This window comes from Mesorhizobium sp. M7A.F.Ca.CA.001.04.2.1, assembly GCF_003998485.1.
GTDB classification, from domain to species: Bacteria; Pseudomonadota; Alphaproteobacteria; order Rhizobiales; family Rhizobiaceae; genus Mesorhizobium; species Mesorhizobium ciceri.
The window spans coordinates 1-14,262 of record NZ_RZQT01000020.1; the positions used below are offsets into that span (position 1 = coordinate 1).

Genomic DNA, 14,262 nt, shown 5'->3' on the forward strand with positions numbered 1-14,262 from the left:
CAAGGTGCGCGTCGCCATGAGCAACGCCTTCGCCATGGGCGGTACGAACGCAGTTCTGGCATTCAGGCAGGTGTAGAAGCCATGCAAGACGCCTCATTTGAGGTCACCTGTCGTATCTAGCTGCTTGAGGGGCGGGGCATTGTGATACAGGGAGAGCTGTGGGGTCCCTCCTTCTCGGCCTCGACGATTTGGAAGGAGCCTGTGCGGCGAAACGGGCTAGACGCCCCCAGGCCCAGAACTTGGGCGAAACCAACTCCCACCAAAGGACAGCCGGTTTAGTAGCCGAACAATGAAACCTCGCTCGACGAGCCGCCGTCTCTACTGTCTCCGGCCTCACGCGGTTGAAGCGAACAGCGCAGCAGCTACTGTTCCGCACAACTCGGATGGCAATTGGGACAAGTCCGCACATGTCGTCACGTACGCTGAACGCCGCAGGTACAGCCAAACTGGGGCGGGGCGTTTCTGCCGTTTTGATAGAATTCTATCAAACTGACAATTTTCCTTGCATAAATGCAAGGAGAGCTCGGTTGACTCCCCTCCTTTCTTGTCAAGGATGAGTTTGCAGGCTGCGGTGCGGCAGAAGCCGGACAGAACAGCGACCGGTCGAGTAAAGGCCTGCGCAAACCGCATATTGCGAGCGCCCGCGCGGAGGAAGACGCTCGTCCTGGTGAAAGGCAACGATGCTCAGGCGCCATTGCCATTTGCCGAGGGCGTCCGCGCGCCGAAAATTTCGAAGCAACAAAGGTGAGATCGAGAATGATGATGACGAAATACAACACAGCTCACCGTCCAGTGCAGTTCTACCGGCGGGTGGCGGAGTGGGATGGGCTGCCAAATGGAACGTAAAAAGATCAGCAAGGAGATGCTTGGCGATAGTCAGGCGCTGCGCAAGCTGCGTGAGCACCTTGTCAAGGTGGCCAAGGCGAAGACTACGGTCCTGTTGCGAGGTGAATCCGGAACCGGTAAGGAGCTGGTTGCCAAAGCCATTCACGAGCTCTCGCCTCGCGCCAAGCAGCCCTTCATCAAGGTCAATTGCGCGGCGCTCACCGAGACGCTTCTGGAATCTGACTTGTTCGGTCATGAGAAGGGTGCCTTCACCGACGCGAGCAGTTTGCGCAAGGGGCGCTTTGAGGCTGCCGACAAAGGCACATTGTTTCTGGACGAGATTGGCGAAATATCAGGTTCGTTCCAGGCTAAGCTGCTGCGTGTCCTGCAGGAGCAGGAGTTTGAGCGCGTCGGCAGCAACCACACCATTAAAGTTGATGTTCGCGTGATTGCCGCAACGAACAGGGACTTGGAAACGGCAGTTCAACGCAAGGAGTTCCGGCAAGACCTCTATTATCGCATCAACGTCGTCACTTTACGCGTGCCGGCATTGCGCGAAAGGCGAGGTGATATTCCGCTCTTGGCCGCTCAGTTTCTCAAGAATTTCAATACTGAGAATGATCACACGCTGACCTTCGCTCCCGAAGCGATTGAGGTGCTAATGAACTGCGAATTTCCAGGCAACATCCGAGAGCTCGAAAACTGCGTTCAACGGACGGCAGTTCTGGCGACGGGTCCATCAATCCTCAGAACTGACTTTGCCTGTTACGCGGATCAGTGCTTGGCCGCGGCGCTGTGGAAGAACGGACCGCCGACGTCAGAGAAGTCGACTACGATCGAGCCTTCCGCCGCCTGTGCCGCCCCGCCCGTCGGCGACGGGCAAGCGCCGATAGGCCCTGCCACGAGTCGTGGTAGGGTGCCCGATGCCGATACGGTCATTGCTGCCATGGAAAAGTGTGGCTGGGTGCAGGCAAAGGCGGCGCGCCTGCTCGGTTTGACCCCGCGCCAGATCGGCTACGTGCTGAGAAAACGCGGTATCGAGATCAAGCGTCTCTGAAACAACCCGCCGAGCAAGAGCTGGAGCAGGTCAAGCATTGGTGCTCTGGCGAGCCCATCGGCCAGGCTTACGAAGTGGGTGTGAACAGCGCTGCCAAGATTCCGGCCGTGTGCTTTCTACCACGTAGTCATACTGGGGCTCTGCGACTGACAAACTAAAAAGGAGTAATCCTATGGCTAGGAACTTCGCTCTACACCGCAAGGGCAAATCAATTCGACGTGCCTGGATCCAGAAATAATCGATGTATTATTGGTGACACGCCAGCATGCGTAGAGGCGACGCGCAGATCTCCGCTGGCGGGACCTGGTCGATACATTAGCTGATGGCTTACCGCTCGATATCACGCAATCTGAGATGGGCATGAAAGTGAGTTCGACCGCTGGACAGTTGCCGACCTCGTCAGGTATTGGCCCCTGCGACCGGTTGATCTGCGATATCCAAATTCGCGGAAGTTGGTCGAGACGAAACTGTCGCCCCGGCTCGTGACCGACCGCGCGCCCGGCAAGACCGAGTTACAAAGTTGCCGAGGCAGTTTGATGTGCGTTCCTGCATCACTGTACGGGACACGACCTGACGGGAGACTATGATGCGTAGCCAAAAAGAAAAGATGCTCGCAGGCGAGTTTTACAATGCGGCGGATCCGGAGATCCAAGCTGACCTGTTGGCCACCGGGGCTTGGCTCAAGCGGTACAATGATACGCTGGGGCAGACCACGGGGCATTGGCATGAGCTTTTGTCCGAGCGGCTGGGAGAGGTTGGGCGCGGAACGGTCATCCGTCCGCCCTTTTTTTGCGACTACGGATTCAATATCCGCATTGGAGCCAATGCCTACATCAACTTCAACTGCGTTATTCTTGACGTGGTAGAGGTCAAAATCGGGCAAGGAACGGCAATTGGGCCTGCTGTGCAGATTTATACCGCCGATCATCCACATGATGCCGAGCAGCGGCAGGCCGGCCTGCAGGTCGGGCGTCCTGTTCACATTGGCAGCCGTGTCTGGATCGGCGGTGGAGCAATCATTCTGCCTGGCGTCACGATTGGTGATAATGCAGTGGTAGGCGCTGGCTGCGTGGTCACACGAGATGTTCCCGCCGGGGCAAAGGTAGTGGGAATTCCTGCTCGCGTGGCCGACCCACATAAACAGGCATAATCAACCTCGTTGACCCTGGAGGTGCATGCGAACTGTCGAAACTGTGCCGAATTTTTGTCGAAGCCATTGAGCGCTGCATATGTTGTCGCGACTCGGGCGCTTCAGTTCTTTTGCCACGGGGGTCACAAGATCATGTGCGTAATGCCGCCGCAACGTGCTCACGTCCCGCAGCAGCGGACCCTTTCACATCGCCCAACGAATTCAGAGCCTACGTTGTGCTGCCACTAGCATTACTACTCACGAATGTATTCCCAACTGAGTTTTCGCCCTTGGAGGCAAGCAGCGACTCACCAGCAATCGCCGGCCATTAATCCTGGCTAGCATCGACCCCGACAAGGCGAGCCGCGGCGTTGCGGATCGGCATGTCGATGACCGTGATTGCGCCTTCGGCAAGGAAACGACGTTCGTTTCTGGTCAGCGTAGCCGAATCGATCACCGCAAAATGTGGGCCAGTGGAGCGCTTCATCAGCTGTCTGGCATATGTGCGCAGCATCTGATCGTTGAAGCGGCAGCCCACGAAGAAAAAACCCCGGTTGACGCGCCGTTGCTTCACCGCGTCCGGGATCGGCGTCTGGATATCAATTTCGGTTAGGACTTCGACGTAATCGGAATCAGCCACGAGGAAGTTTGCCGCCGGCCTGACGCTGCCGTGCGGCGCATAGAGCACCGTCCTAGCCACTTGTTCGGCCTCGAGTTCTGTTCCTGACAAATCGTAAGTTCTCGTCCAGATGTTACCGATTCCGGTCGCGCGCGTCGTTCCTTGTATCTCGACAACGTCTGTTTGGCCGGCCTCTGCAAGGGCTGCTCGCATGGCGCCATCGTACCAGCTGTCGATGATGACAGACAGTTGAAGGGTTGCGAGCCAGGCGTGAAGAACGGTCGGCTCGGCGGGGGCTGCGAATATCTCCGCCATCCACGCTTGGAGAGTCCGACGATGTCGGCGCTGCTCGATAAACTGCGCGACCGACCACATATTGGTGCGAATCCTGGAAGGGGCAGGCGCCCGCTTGTTGAGGGCCGCGGCGACATCTTCAGGGGTGCAAGGTACAGGTGATTCCGGTGGGTTAAGCTGCAGAAGACCAGGACCGAGATAGGGGATCACTCGATCGGCCTTGAGAGCGCCGTTCAGCAGGTCAATCAGTTTTTTGGCAAAACTGCCCCGGACGACGACGAGATGGTCCCAGCTCAGCATCGTGTTCATACGCGTTTCCTCTCCGCCACTGAACCCACCGGCATCAGGCCCCGTCGGAAATCTTCATCGCCTCGACGGTGATCGGCAAACGCGTGTCGCGCGGAAGGTCGGGCAGCATGAGCCGCCAACCGTTCCTGAGCGTCACGGTCCCGCCCCATAAGTCAGCGTTCTCAATCTCGGTGATCGGCTCTTCGAGATCCTTCTTGGGGACATAAGCCGACAAGCCAGTAGCAGTCCTGCGAATCATTACTTTCATCCGGCTGTTCCCCCGTTGGAAATGCCTTCAGCTCCGCAGGGAACCTCGACTTTGTCGAGGCTAATGAGTTCGCGCGCTCGCATGCCGACGACCGTGCCACGATCGATCCATTCGACCGCATAGATGAAGAATTGCTGGAGAAAGGTTCCAATGTCGCGCACGTAGCCTTCGTCGCCCTTCCGCACGAGGTTTTCGCCGATCTCCTTGCCGGGATAGGTGCCGTCGTTTTTTATGTGGCGTATCGCACGGACCCGCTCACCCTGCATGAACCGTGGCGGTCTGCCGATTTCGACCTCCTGTTCGCGTCTGGACCACATGCTGTCCATTCCTTTCTCGAGGCTTTTGTTGTGGTCGCGGGTTGCAGGCGTCGTCGTGCGGCGAACCCGACCGTTTCGGTAGGAATCAAGCGGGAACGCAGGTTTTCGGTACCGGACAGACCGACACGCATTGCTGCGTATCGAAGGCCTCCTTGCATTCGGTGCACTTGTTTGGATCGATCACATAGGCGTCGCCCTTGAACTTGATCGCTTCCGAAGGACATTCGAACTCGCAGGCCCCGCATTGGGTACATTGGGATGCGATGATCTTTAAAGCCATTCTAACTCCTGGTTATCGGACGAGACGGCTCAGGCCGTCGCCGCTAGTGGTCTGATCCCAAACTCTGCCGCGTAAAGTGCGCTGACTGCGGTCTCGATGTAGTCATGGCCATAGGCGTCGGTTACGCGCAGTCCAGCTCGCGAGAGTTGTTCCTTCGGGCGATTTCCGATCTTGGCGCATAGCACTATGTGTATGCCTTCGAGCGCTGCGATGACGCCCTCGAGGATGGCGTCTTCGCCCCCGCCTCCGAGGCAATACCGCTCGACCTTCCGATGCCCGACCAAGCTGATCCCTCTAGGCGAGACTTCATAAACCTGGAATTCCTTCGCGTGGCCGAAGTGTTCGTTGACCCGTCCACCTCCCTTAGTGGCCACCGCAACCAGAAGCGACTTTTCGGAGTCTGTTGCCTTGACCATACCGATGGCCTCGCTCCTCGCCGCCTCATGATCACGGCGCTCGTGTGCGACCACCTGCCGATAGGCCTGACGCTTGCCAGCATCGTAGGCGACATCGTCGGGAATCCCGTCCAGCGTGAATTCCTGGCCACGATCTTCACCGAGCAGGCCGACAGCATCTGCCCGGCACTGCCGGCAGTGGCGCATCAACTTGGCGCCACCTTCAAGTCGATCCTGAAGAGCCATCATCTCCATTGCCGTTGGGCCGCGCTGCCCGATGAGTCCGTAGTGGGTACCGTGCGCCGGGTCCGAAATCAGAGGCATCACGTTGTGCAGAAACGCGCCCCGCTCCCTGACCATTTTGTTCACCTCAAACAGGTGCTGGTCGTTCACTCCAGGAATCATCACCGAGTTGATTTTGGTGAGGATGCCGCGCGCGCTCAGCATCTCCAGGCCCAGCATCTGCCGCGCGTGCAAGATTCGAGCGGCTTCGATGCCGAAGTAGCGGCGATTTTCATAAAAGATCCATGGATAGATCTTCGCGCCGACTTCCGGGTCGACCATGTTGATGGTGACCGTCACGTGATCAACATTCATTTCGGCAAGCTCGGCGACATGGTCCGGCAGCACGAGCCCATTAGTGGAGACGCACAGCTTTATGTCGGGGATTTCCCTGATGACGCGGTCGAGCGTTGCCTTCGTTTTCTCCCAATCGTAACAGGCATCCCCCGGCCCAGCGATGCCAAGAACCGAAAGCTGCGGAACTTTGTTGGCAACGGCGATGACCTTGCGTAGCGCTTGGTCGGGCGTCAACTTCTCAGACACAACACCAGGCCGGCTCTCGTTGGCGCAATCGTATTTGCGATTGCAATAGTTGCACTGGACATTGCAAGCCGGCGCGACCGCCACATGCATACGCGCGAAATAATGATGCGCTTCCTCCGAAAAGCAGGGGTGATCCTTGATCCTTTCCCAAATAGCCGGATCCCCTTCGCCCGGGCTGGTCGGCGACGAGCCGTAGGAGGACGATGCGCAGCCACCGGATTTCGCGGCTGCCAGAAAACCCTCGGATGTCGTGCTAGTCGGCCCCTCAATCGAAACTGTCGGTGAGGACATCAAACGGCTCCGTTGCTGGTAACGTCGCGGTTCAAGGTGCAAGAGCCATACCAACTGAAAAAAGCGGCTTCAGTTCACTATTCGGGTCGATATCGCATTGTGTCAGGCCGGCGCGACACAATTTTGTCCTGCTTGCGACAGTGCAAGTCCAAATCCGTTCAGAAGCACGAAGCACTCCTTGTCGCGCACAGGGCGCGCAAGACCACTGGCCTGACGATTGGCTCATCAGGCTCTTAGAAGTTCCTTCACCTCGATACTATGCCGGCGTATCGCCTAGCCGACTTGTCGCAGCTTGAGGCCGAGAATTCGAGCCGCATTAGCCTGAACCCAGCCGGCCTTCTCCATTGTGTCGATCAGCCGTCACGCTCCGTCCGCCGCGGTCCCAGCCCCCGTCCGGCCGTATCGTTAGAATCGCAAGTGCCCATCTCGTGTTCAGGCGGGCGCCGATGCGCCGAACCGGCATCGTGCTGGCCCGTGAGAGCTCGTCGATGACATTGCCACGTTCCGAAAGATTGGTTCCTTCCAGAGGAGAACGCCAAGCACGCAGTTCTCCGGCTCGGACGTTGCCGGGGAAATAGCATTGCGAGATCAGCTCAACTGCCGACGGCGCAAAGCCATGGTTCTCCATATTTCAAGGGTAAGCGCTGTGTCCTTCCAGGAGGACCCGCGATCTGTGGGCCTGCCGATTCTGAGGTGGATCGGAGATCGGCTTGTGTCTGAACTTGAACTTACGATTGACCCTGAGCGGCAGCCTCGGCGTTTTCGAGGGTGATCAACGGCGCTGTTGGTCGGCGGCATTGGTCGATGGACGACAAGGCACGGAGTCATCTCCGAGACCCTGGAGCCGACGCGGTGATCTCGGAGGTTGCCCGGCGCTACGGGCTGCGGCCGCGGCGGAACGCTCGCAAGCTTGCGACGTCGGCAGGACAGGCCACTCCCGCCTAGTGGTTTCGGTGGCGCCACCGGAACGACCCGTTGGGCCTATCCGTGCACCAGAGCTCAAGGCCACGGCCTGAGAATCGGCCGCCGCTCACCCTACTTGGTTCCTCAGCCGACTGCGCTAAGAAGGAGAGCAACTTCCGTCGGCGCGAGGATCATTGCGTCGTGGCCAGTGGCGAGTTCCTGCCACGCCCAGCCATCCTGCTTCGCGACCCATTCTCGCGCTCCCGCCATCGGCGGGTGGAGTGGATTAGTGCAGACGACATAGGTTCGGGGTCTGCCGTTGCCGAGCGGGTGCTCGAGCTTAAGTCCGCTTTCGTAGGTGCCTGCCGGATGCGGTGTTATCCGGCGCCGCACCCAGTCCGTGAGCGAGTGTCCCTCGGGAATGCCGAATGCTGTTGGCGGCGGAGTCGGCATGAAGATACCCCGTCCTTCCTCCGCAACCAATTTTCGACGGGCGGCGACGATGTCGGGGGGCATGGTGCTGAATACACTTTGACCGCTCTCGACGATGGCGCCGTCGAGATAAACGAGATGGCTGATATGGTCGGGTATCCGGTCGGCGGCGCCGGTGATGCTGATGCCGCCTAGACTGTGACCGACAAGGATCACATCGCTCAGCTCTTCCGTCACAATGTGGTTGACGATGTCGGTCACGAATGTGTCGGGCGTGATGTCCTTGCACAGCAAATGTGCGCGTTCGCCGACACCTGGTCGGCGTGGTCACGTGGCATCCCATCTTGCGAAGATTGGCAGCCACGTCCCGCCAACACCATCCGCCATGCCAGGCACCATGCACTAGCACATACGTCTTTGCCATGGGTTGTGCCGTTCCACTTGCTCACCGGCCGTTGTGGCTGCCATCCGGCACGATGGCCGGGCGTTGTCCCAAAGGGGCTCGACCACGTGACCGGTGATAAGTCCGGCGCACAGGGCAGCGCCGTGGCCTGAGGACACCGCTAACGAGTCAAGGAAATTTGAATTGCGAAAGGCCAATATTCACTAGCTCTTTGCAAGTGGATGGAGAGGCTCATGGTGTGCCGCAGTTGCTCGCTGCCGGCATGCTCTTGGCACCGGCTGATCATCCGAACTTGAACAGGACACCAAAGCCGCCGCGCGGATAGTTCCACTCGATGTCGCCGCCTTTCTCGCACAATATCCGGCAGGTGCCGCATTCCATGCAGCCGTCGGCGGTGATCTCGACTTGACCCTTGTCATTCAACTCATAGCATTTCGCCGGACAGACGTAGGTCAAGGCAAGCAAGTTCGCGCTTGGCTTGTCGTGCGGTCGCACTATGATATGGGGGCGGCCGGAATCGACCAGATAGCGGTTCTGGTAAAGTTTGTCCTCGACACGAACCTTCGTCACTGCGATCGTCATCTTGTACCCTCTTCAGCGCCATGCCAATGCCAGGCGGACCGCGTCGCTGACCAACCCCCAGCGCGAGCGCGCGTTGATGAAGGCGGCCGTGGTGTTCTTTTCCTTCTCGATCTTCGGCGTGCCGTCGACACGCATGAAGTTCTGAGCGGCATGCGACATCAACCGCGGATAGCTGTCAAAAAAGTTGCTGGAATTGGTGTGGAGTAAGGCTGGCATGTCCTTGTATTTCTTAAGATCCTTGATCACAAAGGAGTCATCCAGCATCGTCTTGTAGAGCGCAAGGTTCGCTTTGGTCATAGGACCGTTGCGGCTTTTGACTTTGATGATCGCCTCAGCCGCGACGCGACCCGAGGTCATGGCAAGGTTCGAACCCTCACGGTGAATGGCATTGTTCAGTTGCGCTGCGTCGCCGACGATGACCCAACCGTCGCCGAAGAGCTGCGGAATGGCCCTGTAACCACCTTCGGGGATAAGATGGGCGGCATATTCTTTCACCTCCGAGCCAGCGATCAGCGGCCGGATCGAAGGATGGTTTTTCATCGCATCCAGGAGGGCGGACGGGCTCTCCATCGTCGCGGCGAAATCCGAGACCAGGCAGCCGATGCCGAGTGAAATCGACTCCTTATTGGTGTAAAGGAAGCCGAGCCCGGCCATGCTGCGAGAGATCGTGCCCACGGCCTCGATTACGCAGCCTTCATCGCCCTTGACACCGAACCGCTGGCCAATGACCTCTTCGGGCAAGAAATGCATTTCCTTGACGGCAAGCGCCACGGTCTCCGGCTTCGGCATCTCGCGCAGGCCTGCGCGAGTGCCAAGCAATCCCGACACCCCTTCTGCGAGAACGACCACATTCGCGAAGACCACTCCGCCAGCCCGGTCTGTGCGGACGCCGATCACCTTGCCATTGCCATCACGGACGAGTTCCGTCGCGGTCGTCTCACACAGGACCGTCGCGCCAGCCTCGCGCACCTTGCGGGAAAACCATTTGTCGAACTGGGCGCGGATGATCGTGTAGCGGTTGGGTTTCGCCTCATTGAAGTCGTCCGACCGGTAATGAATTCCGGTGTGAGACGTGTCGTCCATCACCCAAAGTCGCTGTTCGACCAGGTGCCGCTCGAGGGGCGCATCATCGCGGAAGTCCGGGATGATCTTCTCCAGCATGTTCGCGTACATTATGGCACCCTGGACGTTCTTGGAGCCCGGATATTCCCCGCGCTCCAACTGCAGTACCTTCAGCCCCTGGCTTGCCAAAGTGTAAGCAGCTGCGTTTCCAGACATGCCAGCTCCGACCACAATGGCATCGAATTGTTCAATCATGTCCTCTCCCTCAACTCGCAAGCTTGTCTCGACTGTGCGGCGACAGCCGCCGGGTGAAGGCTTCCGTCAGTGCGGGCAGGAAGCGGATTGCATCCGTGACGATCCCGAGGTGGGCGAACTCGAAAATCGGCGCGTTCGGATCGGTGTTGATCGCGACGATGAGATCGGCCCCCTCGACCCCAACTCGGTGCTGGATGGCGCCGGAAATTCCGGCCGCGATGTAAAGCTTCGGTCGAATGGTCTTGCCAGTTTGTCCAATCTGTCGATCAGCCGGCATCCAGCCCTTCTGGACCAAGGGGCGCGAACAGCCATGCTCGGCGCCGATCGCTCGGGCAAGATTCTTCACAAGCTGAAGGTTCTCCGCCGCTCCGAGACCGAGGCCTCCCGCAACCACGACATCCGCATAGGCAAGATTTGCCATTGCCGACTGGTTATCCGGTAGGAAGCCGAGGACTTTGGTGACGATATCGTCCTCAACGAGCGACAGCTTGTGCCGCATGACACGCCCGACCGGCTTATCCACCCGTTGCGGCATAGGCATGACCCTTGGTCGCACCGTCGCCATTTGCGGCCGGTAATTTAGTGTATAGATCGTACACAACAATGAGCCACCAAAAGTCGGACGGGTCGCGGCGAGTGAACCGTCGGAATCTACATCAAGTTCGGTGCAGTCGGCCGTGAGCCCCGTCTGCAGGGTCGTCGCTACCGAGCCTGCAAGATCCCTGCCCAGTGTGGTCGCGCCGAGAAGGAGGATTTCGGGTTTATGGGTATTGACCAGATCCGTGAGCGCCTTGGCGAACGGCTCGTTCCGGTAGTCGGCGAGCGGCGGCGCATCGACGATGTAGACAAGATCCGCCCCGTAAGCGAAGGCCTCGGCAACAGCGTCCTCGACCATCTCGCCCGGCGGTCCCAGCACGACGCCCGCGAGCTGGACTTCAAGCTTGTCGGCTAATTTGCGGCCTTCGCCCAGCAGTTCGAATGATACAGGATGCACATTGCCGCGTTCGAGCTCGAGGAAGACCCACACGTGCCGGTAGTCTTTGAAACGGTCGGGAAGTTCTTTCTTTACACCGGCACGGCCGGGGGCAATGCGAGGGGTAGTTTGGCTTGCGGTCGACATTTTCTGCTCCTGGCCGTCACGTGCCGCTGTTGAAGGCCAGCTCATGTTCCAGCGCCGGCCGGCGGGTTAAGATATCGGCGATGAGTTCATCGGCTATGTCCTGCAAGCCCCTTTCCGCGGTGTCGATCTGCGCCGCCCTTTCTGCCCGTGCGGTGGGGGCGAAAACACGCTTGACGACTGTAGGCGAGCCACGCAGACCGCACCGGGTGAGATCGTCAATGCCGGCGTCGGCTGCAGTCCACTTCACGACTTGGCTGCGCGCCGCGCACAGAGCCTGCTGGAGCGAGCCCCGGCGGATTTCGTTGGTGTCTTCCAGCATTGTAATGAGGCAAGGGAGTCTGCTCTTCAGCAACTGGGTGCCGCCTTCGGCGCGACGCGCGACTTCGATCTCTCGCGTATCGCGGTCGATGGAGGCAATCTTCGCGACATAGGTAAGTTGCGATAAATCTAGGCGCTTGGCTATGCCCGGTCCGACCTGGGCGGTATCGCCGTCAATCGTCTGCTTGCCGGTGAAGACGATGTCCGGCCTGCCGAAAGTCTCCCCAATTTTTGCGATTGCTTGCGAAAGAGCAAAGGAAGTCGCCAGCGTATCGGATCCGGCAAAATAGCGGTCCGTCAAGAGAACTGCTCGGTCAGCACCGTAACCGAGCGCCTTTCGCAGCGAGTCCTCCGCCATGGGCGGACCCATTGTGAGCACAGTAACCTCGCCACCATGAACGTCGCGCAGTTTGAGCGCTTCTTCCAGGGCGAACAGGTCGTAAGGATTGATGATGGTCGGAACACCCTGACGCATGATCGTGTTCGTCACCGGGTGCACGCGGATCTGTGCCGAATCCGGCACCTGCTTGATGCAGACTACGATATGCATTGGCGGTTTCTCTAAGCTCCCAGTCCGGATTCGTGCTTGGCGGTTCACCTCATTGCCTGCATCGTTCATGCCAAGTCGTCTTCCTGCCTCTATTCCAGAAGGTGGCTTCGTTTGCTTCCGAGGAGGCGTCATGAGGACTGGATTTGTCGACTTCTCGACATTGTCGCGTCGCAGCCGTGTCGGGCTCATTACTTTCCGAACCGCTTCAGTGCAGAGTCGAGCGGGACGAAGGCGCGGCCAGGTGCGGGACATATGTTTGGATCGTGGTCCCTTAGCACCTTGAACACACGTTGCGTGAGCGGCGAGGAAGTCGCGAAATCTTCGTAGGCGCGTTCCAGCTTGGCGCGCACCCGCGCGGCGATTACCTGGTTAGGCAGACCGGAGAAATCTTCTTCGGCAAGGTATTGGCCCACGCGCTTCATGATATGGAGCCGCGAGACATTCATCACTTTCGGGTCATAGGAGACGCCAAGGCAGGCGAAGAAGTCCTCCGCGGCCGACAGGCCCTTCAGTCGCGCTAGGATATCGGTGCGATCGATCGGGCGGCTATCAGCGGAGCAGTTCATTGTATTCTCCCGGCGCGTAATTGTGGTGTCGATGCATTGGTGACATTGCTGACGGCGTGCCGACCTCTGGCACGGCGGCTGGGCAAGAGACTTGGCGATCTCAAGCTTTTCTGAAGTGGTGAAGGCGACCCCGAGTTTGACTGCTCTCCATTGCGCAGGGTCGTCACGTTGAGGAAGACCTCACGGCTTGTCGGCTATTGTGCCGCTCGGACCCGGGCCGGAATGAAGCTGTTCTGCACCTCGCCCGCACAGTCCAGCACTGGGAACGGCCCGTAGCTTCTCGGTGATCGCAGGCAGGACCTCAAGCACGCGGTCTACGTCATCTTCGCCGTTGTCACGCGACAAGGAGAAGCGGACTGCCCCACATGCCGCGTTCATAGCGATCAGAACATGGCTCGGTTCCAGTGAGCCAGAGGCACAGGCGGACCCGGCGGAACAGGCGATTCCCAGCCGGCTCAGGACAATTGGAATTGCATCGCCTTCGATACCTTCGAATCCAATGTTTGCAGTGTTTGGCAATCGCTCTTGCGGATCGCCGTTGATGGATGTGTTTGGGATGCGCTGGATGATCCCGTTCTCAAGGCGGTCGCGCAACCATTTTATTCGTTTTGTCTCGTCCATGAATTTCAAGGCGAGTTCGGCCGCCATGCCCAGTCCGACTATGCCGGGTGTGTTTTCAGTGCCTGCACGCCGGTCGCGCTCTTGGTGCCCACCCTTGATCATGGAGGAGAAGCGCACGCCACGTCTTACATAAAGCGCGCCTATCCCCTTTGGACCATGCAGCTTGTGGGCGGAGAGCGACAGCATGTCGATCGCGGTCGATTTCAGCTCAATCGGAAGCCTTCCGACCGCCTGCACTGCATCAGTGTGGAAAAGCGCGCCGACTTCCCTGGCTAGATCGGCAAGCTTAACCACGGGAAAGATCGTACCGGTCTCATTGTTCGCCCACATTATCGAGACGATTGCCACTTGTGGGGTGAGGGCGGTTCTGTAGGCGTCCAGGTCGAGCCGGCCGTAGTGATCGACTGGGATAATGTGCACCTTGACGCCGCGCGTCTTCTCAAGGTGCGCGCACAACTTCAGAACGGCCGGATGTTCAACCGCGGAAGTCACTATTTCCGTTCGGTCGGGCATCACCTCCAGCGCCGAAAGGATGGCTGTACTGTCGCTTTCAGTCCCGCCCGAGGTGAAGATGATCTCGTCCTCGAATCCCGCGCCGATGAGGGCTTGCAACTGTTGCCTCGCCTTTCTCACGGCTTCAGCAACCGATGCGCCATAGGCGTGCATGGACGAATGATTGCCAAATTGCTCCGTAAAGAAAGGCAACATCGCTCCAACGACTGCAGGATCAACCCGCGTCGTTGCGTTGTTGTCGAGATAGACAGGGTTCATGGGAGTGATCCTTCAACTGCTGAAATGATTCAAGGGTAGGCGGGCGGCCATTGAACCTCTGGCGCATATCGTATCTGGTAAGGTGGGCGGC

Annotated in this window: 13 protein-coding genes and 2 pseudogenes; 2 read left to right on the top strand and 13 right to left on the bottom strand. The window is 58.8% G+C overall.

Annotated features, from left to right (window positions below; translation table 11 throughout):
* Positions 1-838 precede the first annotated feature (838 nt).
* Positions 839-1,882, top strand: a pseudogene (nifA, locus tag EN955_RS09015) (nif-specific transcriptional activator NifA); the annotation flags it as partial.
* Between the two features lie 583 nt (positions 1,883-2,465).
* Positions 2,466-3,032, top strand: a complete 567-nt coding sequence (locus EN955_RS09020) for a sugar O-acetyltransferase (RefSeq protein WP_024505228.1) — start codon at positions 2,466-2,468, stop codon at positions 3,030-3,032.
* A 307-nt stretch (positions 3,033-3,339) separates the two neighbouring features.
* Here the strand turns inward: EN955_RS09020 and EN955_RS09025 are convergent, their stop codons facing one another.
* The 13 genes and pseudogenes from EN955_RS09025 to nifS form a co-directional block, all read right to left on the bottom strand.
* Positions 3,340-4,233, bottom strand: a complete 894-nt coding sequence (locus EN955_RS09025; RefSeq protein ID WP_024505229.1) for an SIR2 family protein — start codon at positions 4,231-4,233, stop codon at positions 3,340-3,342.
* Between the two features lie 34 nt (positions 4,234-4,267).
* Positions 4,268-4,480: a putative nitrogen fixation protein NifT gene (gene nifT / locus EN955_RS09030; protein WP_024505230.1), complete on the bottom strand. Its 213-nt coding sequence runs from the start codon at positions 4,478-4,480 to the stop codon at positions 4,268-4,270.
* Positions 4,477-4,797, bottom strand: a complete 321-nt coding sequence (locus EN955_RS09035; RefSeq protein WP_024505231.1) for a nitrogen fixation protein NifZ — start codon at positions 4,795-4,797, stop codon at positions 4,477-4,479. Before EN955_RS09035 ends, nifT begins: the two co-directional genes overlap by 4 nt.
* 85 nt (positions 4,798-4,882) lie before the next feature.
* Entirely contained in the window at positions 4,883-5,077 is a 195-nt protein-coding gene (locus tag EN955_RS09040; RefSeq protein WP_024505232.1) for a 4Fe-4S binding protein, read from the bottom strand.
* 29 nt (positions 5,078-5,106) lie between these two features.
* The gene (gene nifB / locus EN955_RS09045; protein ID WP_024505233.1) at positions 5,107-6,588 is read right to left on the bottom strand and encodes a nitrogenase cofactor biosynthesis protein NifB; all 1,482 of its coding nucleotides are present in this window, start codon (positions 6,586-6,588) and stop codon (positions 5,107-5,109) included.
* Positions 6,589-6,861: 273 nt separating this feature from the next.
* A pseudogene (locus tag EN955_RS35295) lies at positions 6,862-6,965 on the bottom strand (helix-turn-helix domain-containing protein); the annotation flags it as partial.
* Between the two features lie 670 nt (positions 6,966-7,635).
* The gene (locus EN955_RS09055) at positions 7,636-8,217 is read right to left on the bottom strand and encodes an alpha/beta fold hydrolase (RefSeq protein ID WP_338101325.1); all 582 of its coding nucleotides are present in this window, start codon (positions 8,215-8,217) and stop codon (positions 7,636-7,638) included.
* 391 nt (positions 8,218-8,608) lie between these two features.
* Entirely contained in the window at positions 8,609-8,908 is a 300-nt protein-coding gene (locus tag EN955_RS09060) for a ferredoxin family protein (RefSeq protein ID WP_024505235.1), read from the bottom strand.
* Between the two features lie 12 nt (positions 8,909-8,920).
* A complete protein-coding gene (locus EN955_RS09065) occupies positions 8,921-10,225 on the bottom strand; it encodes an FAD-binding protein (protein ID WP_024505236.1) in 1,305 nt (434 codons plus the stop codon).
* Between the two features lie 10 nt (positions 10,226-10,235).
* Positions 10,236-11,345 (bottom strand): electron transfer flavoprotein subunit alpha/FixB family protein, encoded by a 1,110-nt coding sequence (locus EN955_RS09070; RefSeq protein WP_024505237.1) that lies wholly within the window; start codon positions 11,343-11,345, stop codon positions 10,236-10,238.
* A 16-nt stretch (positions 11,346-11,361) separates the two neighbouring features.
* Entirely contained in the window at positions 11,362-12,213 is an 852-nt protein-coding gene (locus EN955_RS09075) for an electron transfer flavoprotein subunit beta/FixA family protein (protein WP_024505238.1), read from the bottom strand.
* A gap of 188 nt (positions 12,214-12,401) precedes the next feature.
* Positions 12,402-12,779, bottom strand: a complete 378-nt coding sequence (nifW, locus tag EN955_RS09080; protein WP_024505239.1) for a nitrogenase stabilizing/protective protein NifW — start codon at positions 12,777-12,779, stop codon at positions 12,402-12,404.
* Positions 12,780-12,959: 180 nt separating this feature from the next.
* Positions 12,960-14,171 (bottom strand): cysteine desulfurase NifS, encoded by a 1,212-nt coding sequence (gene nifS, locus EN955_RS09085; RefSeq protein ID WP_024505240.1) that lies wholly within the window; start codon positions 14,169-14,171, stop codon positions 12,960-12,962.
* Between the last annotated feature and the right edge of the window lie 91 nt (positions 14,172-14,262).